The organism is Paracoccus sp. SY, assembly GCF_002901215.1.
GTDB classification, from domain to species: domain Bacteria; phylum Pseudomonadota; class Alphaproteobacteria; order Rhodobacterales; family Rhodobacteraceae; genus Paracoccus; species Paracoccus acridae.
Genome location: NZ_NWMQ01000034.1, coordinates 14,492 through 33,125, shown reverse-complemented (window position 1 = coordinate 33,125; position 18,634 = coordinate 14,492). Strand labels below are relative to the sequence as shown.

Here is an 18,634-nt window from a genome sequence, read left to right as displayed (position 1 = left end):
CATCAGACCCCCCATACCTGCCTTAGCAGAAGGGAAGCACATTGCATGGAAACTGAGAATCCTGAATCTCGATGCCCGCGACACGCTCTAAGTGTTTGATCCCATGGTTTGATGGTGCGATCCTTTCTTGGGAATGGAAGGATGCCCTATGGGACAAGTTCGTCACGGAAGCGCCACGACCACGCACGCCATCCGAGCTGCAATACAACGATCGCACGCTTCGCTCGCGACGCTGAGCCGAGAGCTGGGCATCAATCCGAAGACGGTGGCGAAGTGGCGCAAGCGCGCCACGGTCGAAGACCTGAAGACCGGGCCAAAGGAGCCGTGCTCCACAACAATGAGCGCGGAGGAAGAAGCGATGGTCGTGGCGTTCAGGCGCCACACGCTGCTGCCGCTGGATGACTGCCTCTACGCACTGCAACCCTCGATACCACACCTGACGCGCTCGGCCTTGCATCGCTGCCTGCAGCGGCATGGAATATTGCGCCTGCCTGACGTGGATGGCGGCAAGCCGAAACGGCAGCGCTTCAAACGCTATCCGATCGGCTTTTTTCATATCGACATCGCGGAGGTGCAGACCGCCGAAGGCAAGCTGTATCTCTTTGTGGCGATTGACAGAACCAGCAAGTTCGCCTTCGTCCGCCTTGTCCATAAGGCCGGCAAGATGGCCGCAGCCCAGTTCCTGCGCGACCTGATTGCCGCAGTTCCCTACCGGCTTCATAAGGTGTTGACCGACAATGGCATACAGTTCGCAAACCGGAGCTGCGACACGACCGCCTTCGAACACATCTTTGGCCGCGTGTGCCGCGAGCATGGGATCGAGCACAGGCTGACAAAGGTAAGGCATCCCTGGACGAACGGCCAAGTCGAGCGGATGAACCGCACGATCAAAGAGGCGACCGTCAAGCGCTTCCATTACGACAATCACGATCAACTGCGAACGCACCTCGACGACTTCATCGCAGCCTATAACTTTGCCCGTCGGCTCAAGACGCTGAGCGGCCTGACGCCCTACGAATACATCTGCAAGGTCTGGACTTCAGAGCCAGACAGATTCATCGTCAATCTGATCCACCAGATGCCGGGACTGAACAGGACTCAGGCTCAGGCCATCGGGCGCTCCCGCGGCGGACTGACCACGAAGATCGTGGCCTTGGTCGATGCCTTGGGCAACCTGTTCGACTTTGTTTTGCTGCCCGGCCAGGCTCACGACCTGAAAGGCGTGGCACCGCTGATCGAGGACGTCGCCTTTGACGCCCTTCTGGCGGACAAGGCGTTTGATGCCGATGGGCTGCTTGCACAACTGGACGGGCGAGGTGCGAGTGCAGTCATCCCACCGAAGGCGAACCGCAAGATCAAACGTGACTACGACAAACACGCCTACAGATGGCGGCACTTGGTCGAAAACTTCTTCGCGAAAATAAAGGAGTTCCGCGCCATCGCCACGCGCTACGAAAAGACCGCGTGCAGCTACGCCGCCAATTGGCATCTCGCCGCAACCATCATCGCCTCACGATGAATGTCCACGGACCATAGCATCGCAGGCGAAATTTTCGTTATGGCTGAAGAAGTTTGGCTCGGCTCCCGGCAACATGAACACCTCGGGGTGATCCTCGAGATAGGCGCAAACGGTCGAGGTGCCGCATTCATGGCACCGATAACAATGAAATCCGGTTGTATTATCCTGTTCGTCAACCCGTCCGGTTCGCATTCCGCCTCGTTTCTGCCGTTAGACAAAGCAAAAGAAAACGCAGCCTTGCATCAAATTCGTCGGATCTGGTTTTTCTGCCGCCAGATGCAGTGTATATGCGCGACATGCCTGTATGGATGGCCGAAATGGTTCCTGTTCCCGACCGATCTTATCTTTTGGTCTCGCCCTGCCGGGACGAGGCGCAATACATGCGCCGCACGCTGGACAGTGTCGTCGCCCAGACGATGCGCCCTACCCGCTGGGTGATCGTGGACGACGGATCGACCGACGACACGCCTGCCATCCTGGCCGAATACGCCGCCGCCCATGACTGGATCACGGTTGTCCAAAAGCCCGACCGCGGCGCCCGCGCCGTCGGTCCTGGCGTGATCGAGGCCTTCTATTTCGGCCTGGCCCAGGTGGATGCGAATGCCTATCCCTATCTGTGCAAGTTGGATCTCGATCTGGATCTGCCGCCGCGATATTTCGAAATCCTGATAGAGCGGATGGAACAGAACTCCCGCATCGGCACCTGTTCGGGAAAGCCCTGGTTCCGCAACGCGGCAGGGCGCTGGATTTCGGAGAAGTGCGGGGACGAGATGTCGGTCGGCATGACTAAGTTCTATCGCCGCGAATGCTTTGCCCAGATCGGCGGCTTCGTGCGCGAGGTGATGTGGGACGCCATTGACTGCCACAAGGCGCGCCAGATGGGCTGGATCGCAGTCAGCTGGAACGACAAGCACCTGCGCTTTGAACATCTGCGCCCAATGGGATCCTCGCAGAAAAGCGTCTTCACCGGACGGCGGCGGCACGGATTTGGCCAGTATTACATGGGTTCGGACCCGGCCTATTTTATCGCCACGGGGCTGTACCGAATGGCCCACCCCCCCTATGTGTTGGGCGGTCTTGCAACCATCCAGGGGTTCCTGTCCGCTTGGCTGCGAGGCGAGAAGCAGCACGATGACGCGGACCTGCGCGCCTTCGTACGCACCTATCAGCGGCGTGCACTTCGGGTGGGCAAGGCTCGCGCCGTGGCCGAGATCGAGGCCGAGCGCAGCCCCTTGTGGCAGGATCCGGCGCGTTGACCATGTCAGGCCTGTTCTGTAGCGCCCACCCTGCGGCTGCGGCCTGTTCAGGCCGGGCTACCATCAGGGCAACCGGCACCAATCCGGCGGAGGTTTCTTGAAGATCACGTTCGTTTTGCCCTTTGCCTCGCTTGCCGGCGGAACACGGGTGGTTGCGGATTACGCCTCCGAACTGACGGCGCGCGGGCACCAGGTCACAGTCGTCTCGCAGCCTGACCGGCCGATTAGGCTGGGGTTTTGGGCACGGCTTCGGGGCCGCAAGGCCAGACCGAGCCAAGTCCCCACGCCGCTTCTGGACTTTCTTGGGCCGCGCCACGTTATCCTGGACCGGCGGCGCCCCGTCACTAATGCTGACCTGCCCGATGCCGACGTGGTGATCGCGACCTGGTGGGAAACCGCCGAATGGGTAGCGGCCCTGTCGCTCGCCAAGGGCCGTAAGTTCCAGCTTCTCCAAGACTACGAGATGTTTCCACACCTGCCCACCGACCAGGTCGCGGCCAGTTTCCACCTGCCGCTGCGCAAGATGGCCGTGTCGGCCTATATCCGCGACAAAGTGCTCGAGAACCATGGCGTGAGGGACATCGCGGTTTTGCCCAATGCCGTCGATTCAAACCGGTTCAACGCCCCGCCCCGGTTTAAAAATGCCGCGCTGCGGGTGGGGTTCCTTTATGCCCCAGAGCCGCGCAAGAATCTGGGCCTGGCCCTTGCGACAGTACGCGCGGCACAGGCGTGCCTGCCAGACCTGCGAGTGGCAAGCTTCGGCACCTCCCTGCCCTTGTCCCATCATCCTCTGCCCCTCGGCGTCGAATACAGCCGAAATCCGCCACAGGCCGACATTGCCGCTATCTATGCGTCCTGCGACCTGTGGCTGTTCACCAGTCACAACGAAGGTTTCGGCCTGCCTATCCTCGAGGCGATGGCCTGCCGCACGCCGGTTCTGGCCACCTGGGCAGGCGCCGCGCCCGATCTGATCAACGGCACGAACGGGCTGCTGCTGGACCCAGACCCGCAGGCCTTCGCCGCGGCGATCGCGCGCTTTCATGCTATGGGGAATGCCGAATGGCAGGGCTTCTCGACGGCCGCATGGCAAACTGCGCGCGCGCATCGGATCGGTCCTGCGACCGACCGACTGATGTCCTGCCTGGCCGCGGCATGAAAGGACAGGCCATCGCAGGGTGGCTTTTACAGCAGGCGGGGCGATAAGCATGGCCTCAATCATTCTTTACAGTTGGCCACTTGTAGTCATCGTCCTGTTTCGAAAGCTGCCCCTGCCTGAGGCGATCACCGCCTCGGTCCTGTTTGGCTTTCTTCTGCTGCCCACGCAAACCGGGTTTTCCTTTCCAGGCATCCCCTCTTTTGACAAGGATTTCATCCCGGTCCTGGCGGCTACAATCCTGGCCTTCGCGGCCATGTCCCGTCCTGCCAATATCCCCCTTATCCGACCAGGCCTTTTCCCGCAGCACTGGCTGGGGCGGCTGCTGATCGCCATGCTGGTGTGCGGGGCCTTTGCCACGGCCCTGACCAATGGCGACCGCCAGATAATAGGACCACGGGTGTTTCCGGGTCTGTCATTATACGACGCCTTCTCGATGATTAACAGCGTGATCGGCAGCCTGATGCTGTTCCTGCTGGGACGCAAGTTCCTGGGCCATCCCGACAACCACAAAGCGGTTCTGAAGATCCTGGTGATCGGCGGCTTGGTCTATGCAGCATTGGCCCTGTTCGAGGTGCGCATGTCGCCGCGTCTGAACATGATGCTCTATGGTTTTCATCCAAAGTCCTGGTTGCAGGCCGTTCGCGGGGGCGGCTTCCGGCCCATGATCTTTCTGGAAAACGGGCTTTATGTGGCGATGTTCATCGGCTGCATGGCCTTGGCTGCCTTTGGAGCCATGCGCATGGCCACAGGCAAGGCGCGCAGCCGATACATGTGGGCGGGAATTTTCATCTACGGAACGTTGGTGCTGTCAAACTCGCTCGGGGCGCTGATGGTCACGACGGCGCTTTTGCCGGTGGTGCTGTTCCTGCCGCTGCGTACCCGGCTGCTGGTTGCAGGGGCGGTGGCGGCCATGGTGCTGACCTATCCCATGTTGCGCAGCGCGGATCTGGTGCCGACCGAACGTATCCTGGCCATGGTGGAACGGATTAATCCCGACCGGGTCGGCTCCCTCACCTTCCGATTGGAAAACGAGGATATCCTTCTGGATCGGGCTGCTCAGCGGCCTTTGTTCGGCTGGGGCGGCTGGAGCCGCAGCCGCATCTTCGACGAAGAGGGCCAGGACATCAGCGTCACGGACGGACGCTGGGTGATCGTGTTCGGCCAGGGAGGCTGGGTGCGCTATCTGGCGGAATACGGGCTTTTGACGGTGCCCATCCTGCTTCTCGCCTTTCGGCGGCGCAGCAAGGGGCTGGAACCCGCAGCCGTTGGCTTGGCCCTGGTTCTGGCGGCCAATCTGGTGGACAGCATCCCCAATGGCGGCATCCATGCCGTGACCTGGCTTCTGGCGGGCGCCCTGATGGGGCGGGTCGATTGGGGTTGGGTGGATGCTGCCGCCCCCGCCGCCGGTCAGGTCGAGGCGGATCTCCCGCGCACCCAGCGCTATACCCGCCAGCTAACCCGGCACAACCGGAACGGAGGCTGAGGATGGCGCCCGATCCCCGCATCGCCGCCGTGGCCATCGGCCGCAACGAAGGCGAACGGCTGCGCCGCTGTCTGGCCTCCATGCAGAGCCGCGTGGGCCGGATCGTCTATGTCGATAGCGGATCGACCGATGGAAGCCTTGACGCCGCCGCCGCTGCGGGCGCCCAAGTCGTCAGTCTGGATCTGGCCCTCCCCTTCACCGCCGCCCGCGCCCGGAACGAAGGCTTTGCCCTGATGGGGGATGAGGCACCCCCTTATGTGCAATTCGTGGATGGCGACTGCGAATTGCAGCCCGGCTGGCTGGAAACGGCATCGGCCTTTCTGGATAACCATCTCGATGTCGCGGCCGTCTGCGGGCGCAGGCGCGAACGCCATCCCGGCCAGTCGCTCTATAATCGGCTGATCGATTGCGAATGGGACACCCCGGTGGGCGAGACCAGGGCCTGCGGCGGCGACGTGCTGATGCGCAGGGATGCTTTTCGCGCTGTGGGCGGCTTCGATCCCGCTCTGATCGCGGGCGAGGAGCCGGAACTTTGCGTCAGGCTGCGCGCGGCGGGCTGGCGGATCTGGCGGCTGGATGCGGAAATGACCTTGCACGATGCCGCCATCACCCGTTTCGGGCAATGGTGGCGCCGGACGCGGCGGGCGGGTTATGCTTTTGCCGAAGGGGCGGCGATGCACGGGGCGGCGCCCGAACGGCACCGCGTCGCACAGACCCGGCGGGCGCTGATCTGGGGCTTGGGGCTGCCGGCGGCCGTGCTGGTCCTGCTACCGTTCGCGCCCTGGTTGGCGGTCCTGCTGGCCCTGGCCTGGCCTATGCAGGTGATGCGCCTGGCCCGGCGCGGGGGCGATCTGGCCCAGGCGTTCTTCCTGACCTTGGGAAAAACCCCCGAAGCGCTTGGCGTCTTGGATTACCGCCTGAGCCGATTGTTGGGGCGCAGGCGCGGGCTGATCGAATACAAATAGTCCTAGCTGTTCCATCCCGGATGATCACATAGACCCTCGCCGGTCGGCCCTGTTCATGGCAAGGTCGATCCTGCGCGAGGTTCGAGAGGGGGTTCGAGCATGCTGATTTCGCTGCACAAGCAGGCCACCACGACACCGAAGATCCGGGCCGCGATCCAGGCCAGCAGCGAACCGGCCTGGCTGGTGGCGGAGCGCTACGGGATCTCCGAGCAGACGGTCTGGAAATGGCGGGGTCGCGACGACGTCCACGACCGGAGCCACACGCCGCATCGCTTGCAGACGACGTTGACGTCGGCGCAAGAGGCGGTCGCCGTGGCGCTGCGCAAGGCGCTTCTCTTGCCGCTCGACGACCTGCTCGCGGTGGTGCGCGAGTTCCTCAACCCGCATGTCTCGCGCTCGGGCCTTGACCGCTGCCTGCGTCGCCACGGGGCGGGCAACCTGCGGGCGCTGAAGCCGAAGGAACCAAGCCCGCGCACGGCACCTTCAAGGCCTACGAGCCCGGCTATCTGCACATCGACGTAAAATACCTGCCCCAGATGGCCGACGAGGACCGCCGCCGCTACCTCTTTGTGGCCATCGACCGGGCCACGCGGTGGGTCTTCGTGCGCATCTACCCGGCGCAGACCGCAGCCAACGCGCGTCGTTTCCTGCGCGACCTTGAGCGTGCCGCACCGATGAAGATCACCCGCGTGCTGACGGATAACGGAAAGGCCTTCACCGACCGGCTGTTCGGCCTGCGCAAGCGCGCGGCCACAGGACAGCACGAGTTCGACCTGCTCTGCGCCGACCTTGGCATCGAGCACCGCCTCGCGCCACCGATGCGGCCGCAGACCAACGGCATGGTCGAGCGCTTCAACGGACGGATCGAGGACATCCTGCAGAGCCACCGCTTCCACAGCGGCGAGGACCTGGAACAGACCCTCCTGCGCTACGTCCACCTCTACAACAGCCAACTTCCGCAATCAGCCCTGAAGGGCCGAACGCCCATCGCCGCCCTCAAGGACTGGCAACGCCAAAGGCCGGAGCTGTTCAGGAAGCGGGTCTATAATCACGCGGGATGTGACACCTAGCTCAGAAGCTGCACGACATCGGGCCAGTGCAGCCAGACGGCAAGCCCGTTGACCACGAATCCCAACGCTAGGAAGGTTATGTCGCCTCGGAGGTCGTTGGCCTTATACCGGGCGGTATAGGCGTTCTTCATCGGATAGGTGGCCAGCGAGGCAAAGCCAGGCGCCAGGATCGCGCCCACCACGCCTATCCAAGGAATCATCAGGAACATCAGGGCGGTTTGGATTAGGGCGGTGGCAGCCAGAAGCTGGAAATGCCGCCGAGAATCACCGTTGGATAAAAGTGCCCCGCCATAGCCGTTGAAGACCAGTTGCGGCACCATCGACAGGCCGAATAACACGATCATCGGTCCGGCCAAGTGATAGCGCGGATCATAAAGCAGGTTGGTCAGCCAGATCCCACCGTAGGACAGCACCCCGCTGATGGCCAAGGTTCCCACCACCAGCAGCCGCCGGGCCCGATGGATCTGGGCACGGTTCGCAGCGTTTTCGGCCGGGGGCTTCATGCGGTACAGCGCCTGGACTACGTTGTTGTTCACCGCGCGTCCTAGCAGGAAAGGCAGCGTGCCTAGAAACATCCCAACGCTGTAGACGCCTAACTCTCCTAGTGGAATGAAGGCTCCCAGGATCGCACGGTCGCCCTGGTTGATCAGAAATCCCGCCGCTGTGGCTAGGAAGATGTATTTGCCGAACCGGATCATCTCGCGCGCAGAGACAGGATCCCAGCGGAAGCGGTTGGACACCCCCGGCAGCAGCCGGTGCAGCAGGATGTTGCGCAGCGCAGCCGTGATCAGCGACCCAATCACAAGCGCCCAGACCGATCGCATGATCCAAGCCAGGATCACCATGATCACGATCCCAACCGCTTGGGTGCCTAGGTCGATTCCAACCTGCCGGCCCAGCTGCAGGTGGCGGTTCGCAGCCGCGATCTTGGTCGTGGTGAAGCCCGCGACGATGGTCGTCAGTCCGACTACCGGCAGAAGCTGCAACAGCATCGGCTCGTCATAAATCCGGGCGGCGGGCCAAGCCATCGCGCAGGCGGCCAGCCACAAGAGGAACCCCCGTACGATCTGCAGGGTCCAGGCGGTGTTGAGGAAATCGGGATCGTCGCCCCGCGCGCTCTGGATGATCGAGGTCTTGATGCCGATGTCGGAAAACATCTGCAACCCACCCAGGAAGACCTGTACGATCGCCATCAGGCCGAAAGCTTCGGGAAACAGCAACCGGGTCAGGATCAGGTTGGACACAAGGCGCAGGAAATTGCCACCACCGAAACCCAGGATGGTCATGGCCGAACTACGCATCGCGCGCGCGCGAACACTCTGGGCGGACAGGATGGAGGGCCGGCGCATCAAGTCAGACTACGGAGAAGGGAGCGCGCGGGGATGGTCATTTGTCGGCGGGTTTCCGAGGTATTTGTCGTAGGTTGCTGACCTTATATCGAGCCATAGGCAAGATCGGGATATAAGAAAAGGGCCGATCGGCGATCGGCCCTTTTCTGAAACGAAACTGGCTACCGATCAGGCGTTAGCCGGCTGGGCTTTCTGCTTGCGGCGCAGCAAGCCAAGACCGCCAAGCGCGCTGGCGATCAGCAGGCCACCAGCCGGCAATGGCACGGGGGCGATTTCCAGACCGGCCAAGGCCGCGTCGGGACGACCGACATCGTCGTTGCCGTTCGGATCAACAAAAAAGCTGAAGACACTGCCCACTAGCTTGAAGCCATCCTGAAACTTGAAACCGTTGTTGCTCTTGAAGACCTCTTCGGCTTCCACGGTCACATCGGCAGGCATTGTGGCCGAACCGCCCTTAACGATATAAGCAATCTCGTAATTGTCGCTAACGGCAGACCTGAAGAGGTCAAGGAAGTAGGCACCCACCAAGGCCACATCACGCGAGAAGGTGATTGTGACATAGGCCTTGCCATTGCCGGTGATTTCAGATCCCGAAACCCCCACGCCATCGTTGACGCAGGCCAAGGGCGCAGCGGTCGGGCCGTCGCAGGCCTGCGGCGTTTGGACCTGCCCCGGACCACCAGTTAGGGCATAGCTGATTGAACCGATGCTGCCATTAATCGGACCCACGGTTCCGACCGGAAGGGCTGTGAAGTCAATCACGGCAGCCTGGGCCGAAACGCCACCCGCCAGAAGGGCCGCTGCGGCTATACCCATAAAGCTGAACTTTTTTATCATCGTACCGTCTTCTCCAAATGAGTACCATTTATGTTCGCCACCTGCGAACAGGACTACTCGCCTTTTAATAGTTAGTACTTTGAAAAGTCTCACTGCCAGAGAAATATGAATGGAAGAACACCTCGGTAGAGAAATTTACCCGTTTATACGATGAGGTTTCCCGCACAGAGAGGTGAAAGTTTTTTTTAATCAGTTTCTGGTTGTACTATAGAGGAATGGGGTGGTTGGGACCTTGCCGCAGGTGCGAAATCCCGAATCAAGGCGGGCTGTCCTGCCCCCCTCCAACATTCCAAAAACCACCCCCGATGAACGTCACAGGTGCCAATACAAACAGAACAAAATTGCTTTGATTTGTCTTTTTTGGTCATGAGTCAACATTTTCTAGGAACCTGGGGTGCGCCTGCGTTAGTCAGCCAAGGCGGCGCGCAAATCTTGATAACTGCGGATTTGGCCCAGCCGATCACCCGGTATACGCTGTCCCAGGCTCTGCTCGATTTCCATGGCTAGGCGCAGATGGCCAAGCGAATCCCAGGCGGCGATGCTGTCGGTCGTGGCCATTTGCAAATCCGCATCGGGAGGCAAGCGAAAAACTCGACGGAATGTATTGGCCAATCCGGTTTCAAGTGCCGGGGCAAGGGCCGCAGGTGCCATGGGTTTTTCACAAAAAATAATCGGCAAGGCTTCGGGCAATTTCGGTCGGGCCGGCGCCGATTTGGCTGGGTGCACCTCGGGCGCGGCGACGGGCGGCGCGCCCGAGAGGGTGAAATAGTCGGGCACCGGTAAGGCGCCGGCGGCGCCGTCGTGCTGCCAGATCCCTCCCACGCCCAAATCCAGCCCGGTTTCGACCGCCGCAAGCCCGGCCTTGGCGAAGACCCCGCGCACGGGGGTGTTTCGCGGCGACTCGATGATCTGGCCGATCAGGTCCGCCCCCCGGTCCGCCGCCCGGCTGGTGGCCCAGGCGATGATCGCATCCTCGACCGTGCGGCCAAGGATCCGGCAGCTGAGAAGCAGGCTTTCGACCCACAGCGCGCCGGGGGCCTGAACGGCCTGGACCGCCGCATCGTCGGGGAATGCGGCCTTCACCGCCTGATCCGGGGCCAGCACAATCACTCCCATCAGCTCATAGGAACTGTGACGGTCCGACAGGCCGATGGCACGGATTTCGGCCCCCGCGTCCAGCAGCCGCCCTAGGCTGGCTGCGTCGTGGCGGCGGCCGGTGGCGTTGAACTGGTTGGTCTTGGCAAACAGTTGCAGCACACGCTTCTGGTTGGTCGGGCCGTAGGGTTCGAAGACCAGCCGCATGTCCAGGTCGCGATAGAAATCGGCGATGTCCTGGAAGTCCTGGCGCGCCGCCGTGATCCGGGCGCGGCTTTGGTATTGCGCCGTCCGCTTCAGGTCCGAGGCGGTCAGTTCCAGGCATTCCAGCCAAGGGTTATCCAGAAGCCAGGCCACCAGATCCTCGGGGGCAGAAGGGAAGGGGGGCACGATTGCCTGGGGCAGGTTGCGGCGGATTTTCTGACGCTCGACGGGGTTGTCGTCGATGAACATGCAGGATGCCTCGCCCAGGCCGATCTCGTCCAGGATCTCGCGCAGGCCCATGGTCTTTTCGGCCCAGCCGATGCGGTGGGCCACCAGGTTGCCGGGCCGGATCGCCATTTCGGGATGGTCCGCCATCATCCGCAAGGCCAGGTCGGCGTCGTTCTTGGACGCCACGGCAAGCGCGATGCCCCGCTGAGACAGGGCCAGAAGCGCGTCCTGAAAGGCGCGGAAAGCGGAACCGGGATAAGCGCCGCCGATCTCGACCCCTTCGATGCCGTCCTCGCCCAACACGCCGCCCCAAAGGGTGTTGTCCAGATCCAGCACCAGGATCCGCGCCGTCTGGCCGCGCAGCGACAGAAGCGCCCCCAGCGTGCGTTTCGCCAGATGATCGCCGAAGGCTGCGGAAAAGGGCATCCGGCCCAGATGCCAGAAACCGCCCGGATCGGCCGCCTTCTGGCCCAGTTCGGCCAGCATGGCGGCCGTGTCCAGAAGATGCGTGTCGGCAAGCCCGGCCGCCTCGCGCGCCAGGATGGCATTGGCGCGGTCCAGAAGTGCCGTCTGTCCGTCGGTGCGGGCACGGTCCGCCAAGCCCAGGCTGGAGCGGGAAAAGGCCGCAAGCCGGGTGACGAGGATCGGCCCGGGCAGGCGCGCGCGTGCCTCTCGCATCAGCATCAGAAGGGGGGACAGCGCGGCTTCCACCCAGGCCTCGGCCTCGTCCTCGGGCAGGGAAAGGGGCGCGCGCAGAACATCGCCCAGGATTTCCTCGGCGCGCTCGACGATCAGGGTGGCGGTGCGTCCGCCGCTTTTCGCCGCCTGTACCATGGCCTGCTGCAGGGGGGAATCGGCCGCGTTCTTCAGAAGCTCCATCCGGGCTTGGCCGAAGGGTGGGACATGGGTCGCCACCGTCATGCCGTGGCGCGCGGCCATGGCCGTCAGGCTTTCCGCCAGCAGATCCAGGTTCGCCGAACCCAGGACGGCGATGATGCCCATGTCGCAGGGGGTGTCGCGCATCGCCTCCTCCACCTGGGGAAGCGGATCGGGGATGGGTTCGGGAACCGATGATTCAGGGGCGGGCAAGGGATCATCCGCCGCCTTGCCGGGCCGGGCATAGATCATCGCCGGGTTGCCCATGGCCGTGGCGCCGTCGGGCACGTCGGTCAGCACCAGAGCATTGGCGCCGATGCGCGCGCCCCGGCCTACATAGACCGCCCCCGCGATCACCGCGCCCGCACCGATGTCGGCGCCGTCGGCGATGATCGGCAGGGCGTCGTTCACGCCCGTCTGGGCCACCCCCAGCGTGGTGTTCTGACGGATATGGACGTCGTCGCCGATGGCCCGCGCACCCAGGCTCATGCCCGAATGGTGCCAGATCCTCACCCGGCGGCCCAGCTTGACTGTGTACCACAGCGAAATGCCGCACAGCCATTCGACCAGCTTGAACAGGATGCGGTACAGCAGCGTTGCGGGCGCCCGCACCAGCTTCGGCTGGCCCATCCGCCAGTTGCCGAAGCGGTGGACGAAGATCGCCCAGAAGCCCTGTTCGAACAGCTTGCGTTCATGGGTGCGGAAATCCTCGGCCACCAGGGCCCAAAAGCCGATTCCCGGGGGGTTCATGTTCCGCCGCCCGCGTTCCGCGACGGGCGGCACGCCCATATCCCGTTCGGCGCGCAGATAGGCATCGGAAGCGTCGGTCATAGCTGTCTCATCGGCAGAATGCGGGGTGTCGGGCCAAAGCCATAGCGCAGGATCGGGGCATTGACCAACAGCCCGTCACCAAAATCCGGCGCTTGGCCGAAAGGCCATTCGCAGGGATGCCCGCAGCCAGACCAGCAGGTCCAGGCCAAAGCCAGCCGCCAGCACGGCCTTGCCCTTCAGCCCAGCCCGCCCACCCCGGCGCAACCGCTTGACCAGAAAGTCGAAGGGCACATAGCCGTGCGGCGCGCGCGGCAGTTCGTCCTTTAGCACCCGGCCCAGCCAGGCCGGATCGGCGGCTGCCGTCATCAGCAGGGCATGGGCCTGTTCCTCGGTGGGCGCATGGCGGCGGATATGGGCGAACAGGGCCGCGTTGACGGCGCTGCCCACCACGATGCGGGTCTGGTGGCGGATCAGCGCGCCGATGTCGCGGATCGATTCATAAACGTGGAACACCTCGGGGTCGCCGTCGATGCGCGTCAGATCCTGGGGACCCGACAGAAGGTCGGTCAGCACCATGGCGCGGATGAAGCCGTCCTCGACCGGCAGGCCCTCGGGCAAGGCGATGCGGCGGGCAAAGCCCGCGCGCATCATGAACAACTGCCCGCAGATCGAGCGGCGCCAGTCGGTCAGGCCGTCGCCGCCCGCCGCGATCAGCCGGCCCACCGGCCCGGAGGGACGGTCGTAATGGATCACGTCCTTGACCGGACGCGAGGTGATGACGCGCAGTTCGGGGCGGCCGTCCAGCATCGCCAGCATCCGCGCCAGCGTGTCAGACCGGGGCAGGTGGATGTCGCCGTCCATAAAGCCCAGAACATCCGCCTGCGGGCGCGATAGGTCATGGATGAAGCGCTGCACCGTGCGCGACTTGCCCGGCTGGGGCAGATCCAGCACGGCGATGCGGTCCCGAACCGATGGGTCGTTCAAAGCGGCGATCGCAGCGCGGGCCTGGGCCACCGTGTCGTCGGTGCAGCCATTGGCCAGGATCAGCACCCGGATATCGGCGCGGGGATCGCGAATCAGATCCTGCCCGGCCAGATCGGCGACCAAGGGGCCGATCCGGACGGCCTCGTTATGGGCGAAGATGCCAATATCCAGCGCCGCCATGGCCGCCACTCGCGATTATTTTTCAGTTGCCTTTTACAATGACCATATCGGTAACTGTCGGCAAGCCGCCGGACCTGTTATGGTCCGAAATGTATTTTCTGAGTTTCAAGAAAGCTTTCAGCCATGCCTCTGTTCCCACGCGACGCTGCCCTATCCCAGACGCGACAGGCCAGCGGTTCCGTTCACTGGGGCTTGATCTGGCTGGCGATCGCCACGATCGCTGCCGGGGCCTTTTTCTATCCGGGCCTGGATGCGCTGCTGGAGGCCTGGAAGCTGCCCGAATACAGCCACGGTCCGCTGATTCCGGCCCTGTCGGCGCTGCTGTTCCTGCGCCAGTTGAAAGAGGTACCGGCCCGGCCCGGCGACCTGCCTGACCGCTGGCCCGGCGTGATCGTGGTGATGCTGGCATTGTTTGTGGGCGCGTTGGGGCGGCTGGCCAACATTTCGGACATCGTGGCCTATGCGACGATCATCTGGGTCGGGGGAGTTCTGCTGATCTCTTTCGGGTGGGAACGCGGCAAGCACATGTGGCCGCCGGTTCTGCACCTGGTCTACATGCTGCCGCTGCCGGGGGTTCTGTATTACAAGATGTCCACCTGGCTGCAGTTCGTGTCGTCCGAACTGGGCGTGTGGTTCCTGAAGCTGCTGGCGGTCCCGGTCTTCCTGGAAGGCAATGTGATCGACCTGGGCGTGACCAAGCTGCATGTGGCCGAAGCCTGTTCCGGCCTGCGCTATCTGTTCCCGATCCTGTCCTTTTCCTATATCTTCGCGGTGCTTTATCGCGGGCCGATGTGGCACAAGGCGATTCTGCTGATCTCAGCCGCGCCGATCACCGTGCTGATGAATTCGGTCCGCATTGCCATTGCCGGATACATTGTTAACCGCTGGGGCCTGGACTGGGTCGAAGGCTTTACCCATTTCTTTGAAGGCTGGGTGATCTTCGTGGCCTGCGTGGCGCTGCTGTTCCTGCTGGCGCGGATCCTGCTGATCTTTCATCCGCAGAAGCCGGACCTGATCAACGCCCTGGATCTGGAAACTGAGGGCCTGGCCACGCAGGTCGGGCGGCTTCGACTGGTGCGGCCATCCGCTGCGCTGATCACGGCGGCGCTGATGATGAGCGGCGCAGCTCTGACCTGGACGGCCCTGCCCGAACGCGGCGCAGGTGCTATTGCGCGCCAAGATTTCAGCACCTTCCCTCGCACCCTGGGCCAGTGGCAGCAGGTCGGGCCGGCCGAAGTTCTAGGGGAAGGCATTCTGCGCAGCTTGGGGGCCGACGACTATCACCAGATCAACCTGCGCCGCGACGGTGTTGATGCCCCCGTGGGCCTGTTCACCGCTTGGTATGCCGACCAAAGCCAGGGCGGCGTTCATTCGCCCGAGATCTGCCTGCCCGGCAACGGCTGGGAAATTGCCTGGCTGGAGCGCACCGATATCGCGCCCCGGGTGGGCTTGGACACGCCCTTCCAGATCAACCGCGCAATCATCCAGAAGGGCGAGCATCGGATGATGGTCTATTACTGGTTCGAACAGAAGGGCCGGAAGGTAGCCTGGGACATCGCCGCGAAGTTTTATCTGATGGCTGACGGCATCACCACCGGCCGCACTGACGGCGGCTTGGTGCGCCTGACCACACCGATCGCGCGCGACGAAGCCAACGATGCCGCCGAGGCGCGACTGCTGGATGTCCTGAAGGAAGTCATGGTCCCACTGCCCCGCTTCATGCCGAGCGACACATAGGTATGGGGAGCACCGCGCCGCTGGTCCATATCGGCTACCATAAGACCGCTACCACCTTTCTGCAGCAAGAGCTGTTCGCGGACGACCGGACGTTCCAGGCCCCCTGGAAACCGCAATCGGCTGAGGCGATCGAACATTTCGTACTGACCCATCCCCGGCGCTTCGATCCCGGCGCCATTCGGGACAGCTTTCTGGCCACTTGCCGTGACGACGGACGCGTCCCGGTGATCTCGCACGAGGCGCTGGCGGGAAATCCCGTCTATCGGCGCTACAATTCTGACCGGATTGCGGCGCGGATCGCCGCCTGCTTTCCCGACGCGTGCATCCTGATCGGCGTGCGCGAACAGGCGTCGCTGCTGCATTCGCTGTATCTGCAATACATCAGCCAGGGCGGCACCGAGGATATCCACGCCATGCTGCGCCAGAATGCCGACCATATTGGCTTTCGCCCGCTGCTGCGAATGGATTTTTTTTTGAATACGACCTGATGGTCGAGATCTATCGCCAGCATTTCCCGATGGAACGCATCCTGGTCCAGCCGATAGAGCTGCTGCGCGCCGACCCGGACGTCTATCTGTCCCGGCTGGGCGGTTTCCTGAACATCCCGCTGCTCGCACAGGGACCGCTGCGCCGCGTCAACGAACGCCAAAGCGAACTGGCCATGATGTTGTGCCGGCGGCTGAACCATGCCATCCCCACGCCCGTCGAGCGGCCGCTGCGCTATGCCGACTATCCTCTGCCCTACCGGCTACGGAACCGGATCTTGCGACAGCTTGACAGAACGCTGCAGCGGCATTTCCCGTCACGCCATGCGGCAAGCCCGATCCGCGACCGGATCGCCCGTTTCACCGGCAACCGCTTCGCCCAGTCGAACGGCCGGCTGGCGGCCATGACCGGACTTGACCTTGAAGGGTTGCGCTATCCGGTGGCGGTGCCACAATAGTATCATAAAACAGCTTTATCGCCTTCTTGCAGTAGGATTGGCATCGGTGCGAATAGCCTCCACGCGATTTCTGACGGATGTCGGCGCGAATTTCCGAACTCGCACGCTCTTGATCGACCCGATTGAATCCATGCGCGGATTGGCGGTACTTCTGCTGCTCAGCTTCCATGTCATAGGCGCCGACCCAAACGCTGGACTACAGCTGGACTATCCCCATCCGCTGCGGGTCTTTGCCGATCTGCTGATCGATCTGCGAATGCCCCTATTTGCGTTCATCGCTGGCTATGTATACGGGTTGCGGCCGATCCGCCCTGGCGAGTACGGCAGCTTCGTCACTGGCAAGTTCAAGCGCTTGGCAGTACCCGGTGGCCTTGCCATTTTGGTCTTTGCCCTTATTGCTACCGCCAGCGGCAAGGACGGTTTCGCAGTCGAAGCTGGTGATCTGTGGCGGCTCTTCTTGTTTCCCTATGCTCATTACTGGTTCTTGCAGGCGATCCTGCTGATCTTCCTCGTTCATGGCATCATCGAAATTCTGACCGGCAACCGCAGAGCGCCCTTGCTGCTGGGATTGGCCTGTGCGGCGTTCCTGCTGCCGCGCTTCTCGACAAGCTTCTTTTCGGTCAATTCGGCTGTGCAGTTGTTGCCTTTCTATCTGCTGGGACTGGTCTTTCTGCGCCATCGCGATCAGATCATGCGACACCGCCGGGCACTGATCGTGATCTGCCTGGCCGCCATTGCTGCTGGCACGATCTGGAACCTGGCCCAACTGTTCTCAGAAGGCAAACTGTCGCAGGACCGGCGCGACCTGCAATCGCTGGCCGTGGGGCTGGGGGCCTGCCTTCTGGCGGTGCTGATGCTGCCGCGGATCGCCGCCTTGTCTTGGATCGGACCCGCTTCCTTCACAATCTATCTTTACCATGTGCTGGGCACGGCTTCGACACGCGATGTGCTTCATGGCCTTGGTCTGACCTCGGTACCACTGAACTATGTGCTGGGCATCATTGGGGGCATTCTTCTGCCGGTCGGGCTGCATGTGATCATCAGCCAGAACGAGACGTTGCGCGGTCCGGTCTTAGGATTGTGGCGGCAGCGCGCGCCCATTCAGAGCTTGGCGAAGGACTGCGCCCATAGTCTTCGCGCCTCGGGGAAGCGTTCGGCGCAGGATACATAGATCGGCCGCAGCCGTTCGGCCGCCTGTTCGCGTAAGCTGTCGGAAATTTCCATGCGTTCAGTCGTGTTAAAGCGGCGGGCGATAAAGTCGGGATTTGGCTTGCAGCCAAAGAAGCGGTTTAGATCTGCGAAGAAATCAGGCTCGAACATGGATTCGTAGAAGCCAACCAGCAGGCTTTCTGCATCAAACACTGCCTCCAACCGTTCCAGCGTTGCGGGGTAATTGGTCCGCAACTGGGCTTGGTCCGTTTCCATATAACGCAGCAGCATTTCGTTATCAGGTAGGCTGATATCGGCCCCTTGGCGTGATCTGCCGCCGCGCTTGTACATACGAAGCGCCGAGAGGCATCGCTCAACGGGGTCGCGCATCAGGAAAACCGCGCGCGTGCGGATGCCGCGGCGGGCAAAGCCGTCGCGGATCAGCCGCAGGGTGTCGACCGGCAGCGCGCAATAGGCTGGGGTGATGTCGCCCGTCAGGCGGATGCCGTCCTGCGCAAGCAGGCCAGCGAAAAAGTCGAAATAGCGGTCCGGATGGGATTGCAGGCGGCGGCGCAGGAAAATGTCCTCTTGCGAAAGCCTTTTCAGCCCACGCCACAGGTGCCGCAGCCGTCGGCGCGGGCCGATGGCTACGGATCTTGCATCGAATTCGATGAACTCTGGCACCGACAGCCCGTCCCAGACATGATATTCCTTGATGGGGCCGAAATCGACATCATCGAAATGGGAGAGATAAGCGTGCAGCCAGGTCGTGCCTGCCTTCTGGGCACCGGCTCCCAGTACGAAAGTCGGTTCTTGCGTCTGCAATGGCATC

General features: G+C 62.7%; 14 protein-coding genes and 1 pseudogene. 10 read left to right on the top strand and 5 right to left on the bottom strand.

Annotation, left to right across the window (positions count from 1 at the left end; all coding sequences use genetic code 11):
* Positions 1–148 precede the first annotated feature (148 nt).
* The 6 genes and pseudogenes from CK944_RS17495 to CK944_RS17470 all read left to right on the top strand — a co-directional run bounded on the left by CK944_RS17495 (position 149) and on the right by CK944_RS17470 (position 7,449).
* Entirely contained in the window at positions 149–1,519 is a 1,371-nt protein-coding gene (locus CK944_RS17495; RefSeq protein ID WP_103174367.1) for an IS481 family transposase, read from the top strand.
* Between the two features lie 308 nt (positions 1,520–1,827).
* A complete protein-coding gene (locus tag CK944_RS17490; protein ID WP_239986129.1) occupies positions 1,828–2,775 on the top strand; it encodes a glycosyltransferase family 2 protein in 948 nt (315 codons plus the stop codon).
* 148 nt (positions 2,776–2,923) lie between these two features.
* Positions 2,924–3,931: a glycosyltransferase family 4 protein gene (locus tag CK944_RS24045; protein ID WP_239986130.1), complete on the top strand. Its 1,008-nt coding sequence runs from the start codon at positions 2,924–2,926 to the stop codon at positions 3,929–3,931.
* A 49-nt stretch (positions 3,932–3,980) separates the two neighbouring features.
* On the top strand, positions 3,981–5,414 hold the full coding sequence (locus tag CK944_RS17480; RefSeq protein WP_103174365.1) for a hypothetical protein: 1,434 nt from the start codon (positions 3,981–3,983) through the stop codon (positions 5,412–5,414).
* 2 nt (positions 5,415–5,416) lie between these two features.
* Positions 5,417–6,379: a glycosyltransferase family 2 protein gene (locus CK944_RS17475; RefSeq protein WP_103174364.1), complete on the top strand. Its 963-nt coding sequence runs from the start codon at positions 5,417–5,419 to the stop codon at positions 6,377–6,379.
* A 99-nt stretch (positions 6,380–6,478) separates the two neighbouring features.
* Positions 6,479–7,449 (top strand): annotated as a pseudogene (locus tag CK944_RS17470) (IS481 family transposase).
* Here the strand turns inward: CK944_RS17470 and CK944_RS17465 are convergent.
* The 4 genes from CK944_RS17465 to CK944_RS17450 form a co-directional block, all read right to left on the bottom strand.
* Positions 7,446–8,735, bottom strand: coding sequence for an oligosaccharide flippase family protein (locus tag CK944_RS17465; RefSeq protein ID WP_158248049.1), 1,290 nt, complete (start codon positions 8,733–8,735; stop codon positions 7,446–7,448). The pseudogene CK944_RS17470 and the gene CK944_RS17465 overlap by 4 nt on opposite strands.
* Before the next feature lie 231 nt (positions 8,736–8,966).
* Entirely contained in the window at positions 8,967–9,635 is a 669-nt protein-coding gene (locus CK944_RS17460) for a VPLPA-CTERM sorting domain-containing protein (protein ID WP_103174362.1), read from the bottom strand.
* 405 nt (positions 9,636–10,040) lie between these two features.
* Positions 10,041–12,869, bottom strand: coding sequence for an HAD-IIIC family phosphatase (locus CK944_RS17455; RefSeq protein WP_103174361.1), 2,829 nt, complete (start codon positions 12,867–12,869; stop codon positions 10,041–10,043).
* Positions 12,870–12,944: 75 nt separating this feature from the next.
* Positions 12,945–13,973, bottom strand: coding sequence for a glycosyltransferase (locus CK944_RS17450; RefSeq protein ID WP_103174360.1), 1,029 nt, complete (start codon positions 13,971–13,973; stop codon positions 12,945–12,947).
* 123 nt (positions 13,974–14,096) lie between these two features.
* Between CK944_RS17450 and xrtD the strand changes: the two genes are divergently transcribed.
* The 4 genes from xrtD (at position 14,097) to CK944_RS17430 (ending at position 17,824) form a co-directional block, all read left to right on the top strand.
* The gene (gene xrtD, locus CK944_RS17445) at positions 14,097–15,710 is read left to right on the top strand and encodes a VPLPA-CTERM-specific exosortase XrtD (protein WP_103174359.1); all 1,614 of its coding nucleotides are present in this window, start codon (positions 14,097–14,099) and stop codon (positions 15,708–15,710) included.
* Between the two features lie 2 nt (positions 15,711–15,712).
* Complete coding sequence (locus tag CK944_RS17440; protein ID WP_103174358.1) at positions 15,713–16,198, top strand: hypothetical protein; 486 nt, start codon at positions 15,713–15,715, stop codon at positions 16,196–16,198.
* Positions 16,198–16,653: a hypothetical protein gene (locus CK944_RS17435; RefSeq protein ID WP_103174357.1), complete on the top strand. Its 456-nt coding sequence runs from the start codon at positions 16,198–16,200 to the stop codon at positions 16,651–16,653. The genes CK944_RS17440 and CK944_RS17435 overlap by 1 nt, the downstream gene beginning before the upstream one ends.
* Before the next feature lie 109 nt (positions 16,654–16,762).
* Positions 16,763–17,824 carry an acyltransferase gene (locus tag CK944_RS17430; protein WP_103174356.1) on the top strand — a complete coding sequence of 354 codons (1,062 nt, stop codon included), beginning with the start codon at positions 16,763–16,765 and terminating at the stop codon, positions 17,822–17,824.
* Here CK944_RS17430 and CK944_RS17425 read toward each other — a convergent pair.
* On the bottom strand, positions 17,755–18,633 hold the full coding sequence (locus CK944_RS17425; RefSeq protein ID WP_146038693.1) for a sulfotransferase domain-containing protein: 879 nt from the start codon (positions 18,631–18,633) through the stop codon (positions 17,755–17,757). The genes CK944_RS17430 and CK944_RS17425 overlap by 70 nt on opposite strands.
* Position 18,634: the final 1 nt, after the last annotated feature.

Excerpts from the sequence above, each read along its gene's own strand:
- CK944_RS17495 (WP_103174367.1), top strand. The coding sequence starts at position 149 with ATGGGACAAGTTCGTCACGGAAGCGCCACGACCACGCACGCCATCCGA.
- CK944_RS17490 (WP_239986129.1), top strand. The coding sequence starts at position 1,828 with ATGGCCGAAATGGTTCCTGTTCCCGACCGATCTTATCTTTTGGTCTCG.
- CK944_RS17480 (WP_103174365.1), top strand. The coding sequence starts at position 3,981 with ATGGCCTCAATCATTCTTTACAGTTGGCCACTTGTAGTCATCGTCCTG.
- CK944_RS17475 (WP_103174364.1), top strand. The coding sequence starts at position 5,417 with ATGGCGCCCGATCCCCGCATCGCCGCCGTGGCCATCGGCCGCAACGAA.
- CK944_RS17465 (WP_158248049.1), bottom strand. The coding sequence starts at position 8,735 with ATGACCATCCTGGGTTTCGGTGGTGGCAATTTCCTGCGCCTTGTGTCC.
- CK944_RS17460 (WP_103174362.1), bottom strand. The coding sequence starts at position 9,635 with ATGATAAAAAAGTTCAGCTTTATGGGTATAGCCGCAGCGGCCCTTCTG.
- CK944_RS17455 (WP_103174361.1), bottom strand. The coding sequence starts at position 12,869 with ATGACCGACGCTTCCGATGCCTATCTGCGCGCCGAACGGGATATGGGC.
- CK944_RS17450 (WP_103174360.1), bottom strand. The coding sequence starts at position 13,973 with ATGGCGGCGCTGGATATTGGCATCTTCGCCCATAACGAGGCCGTCCGG.
- xrtD (WP_103174359.1), top strand. The coding sequence starts at position 14,097 with ATGCCTCTGTTCCCACGCGACGCTGCCCTATCCCAGACGCGACAGGCC.
- CK944_RS17440 (WP_103174358.1), top strand. The coding sequence starts at position 15,713 with ATGGGGAGCACCGCGCCGCTGGTCCATATCGGCTACCATAAGACCGCT.
- CK944_RS17435 (WP_103174357.1), top strand. The coding sequence starts at position 16,198 with ATGGTCGAGATCTATCGCCAGCATTTCCCGATGGAACGCATCCTGGTC.
- CK944_RS17425 (WP_146038693.1), bottom strand. The coding sequence starts at position 18,633 with ATGCCATTGCAGACGCAAGAACCGACTTTCGTACTGGGAGCCGGTGCC.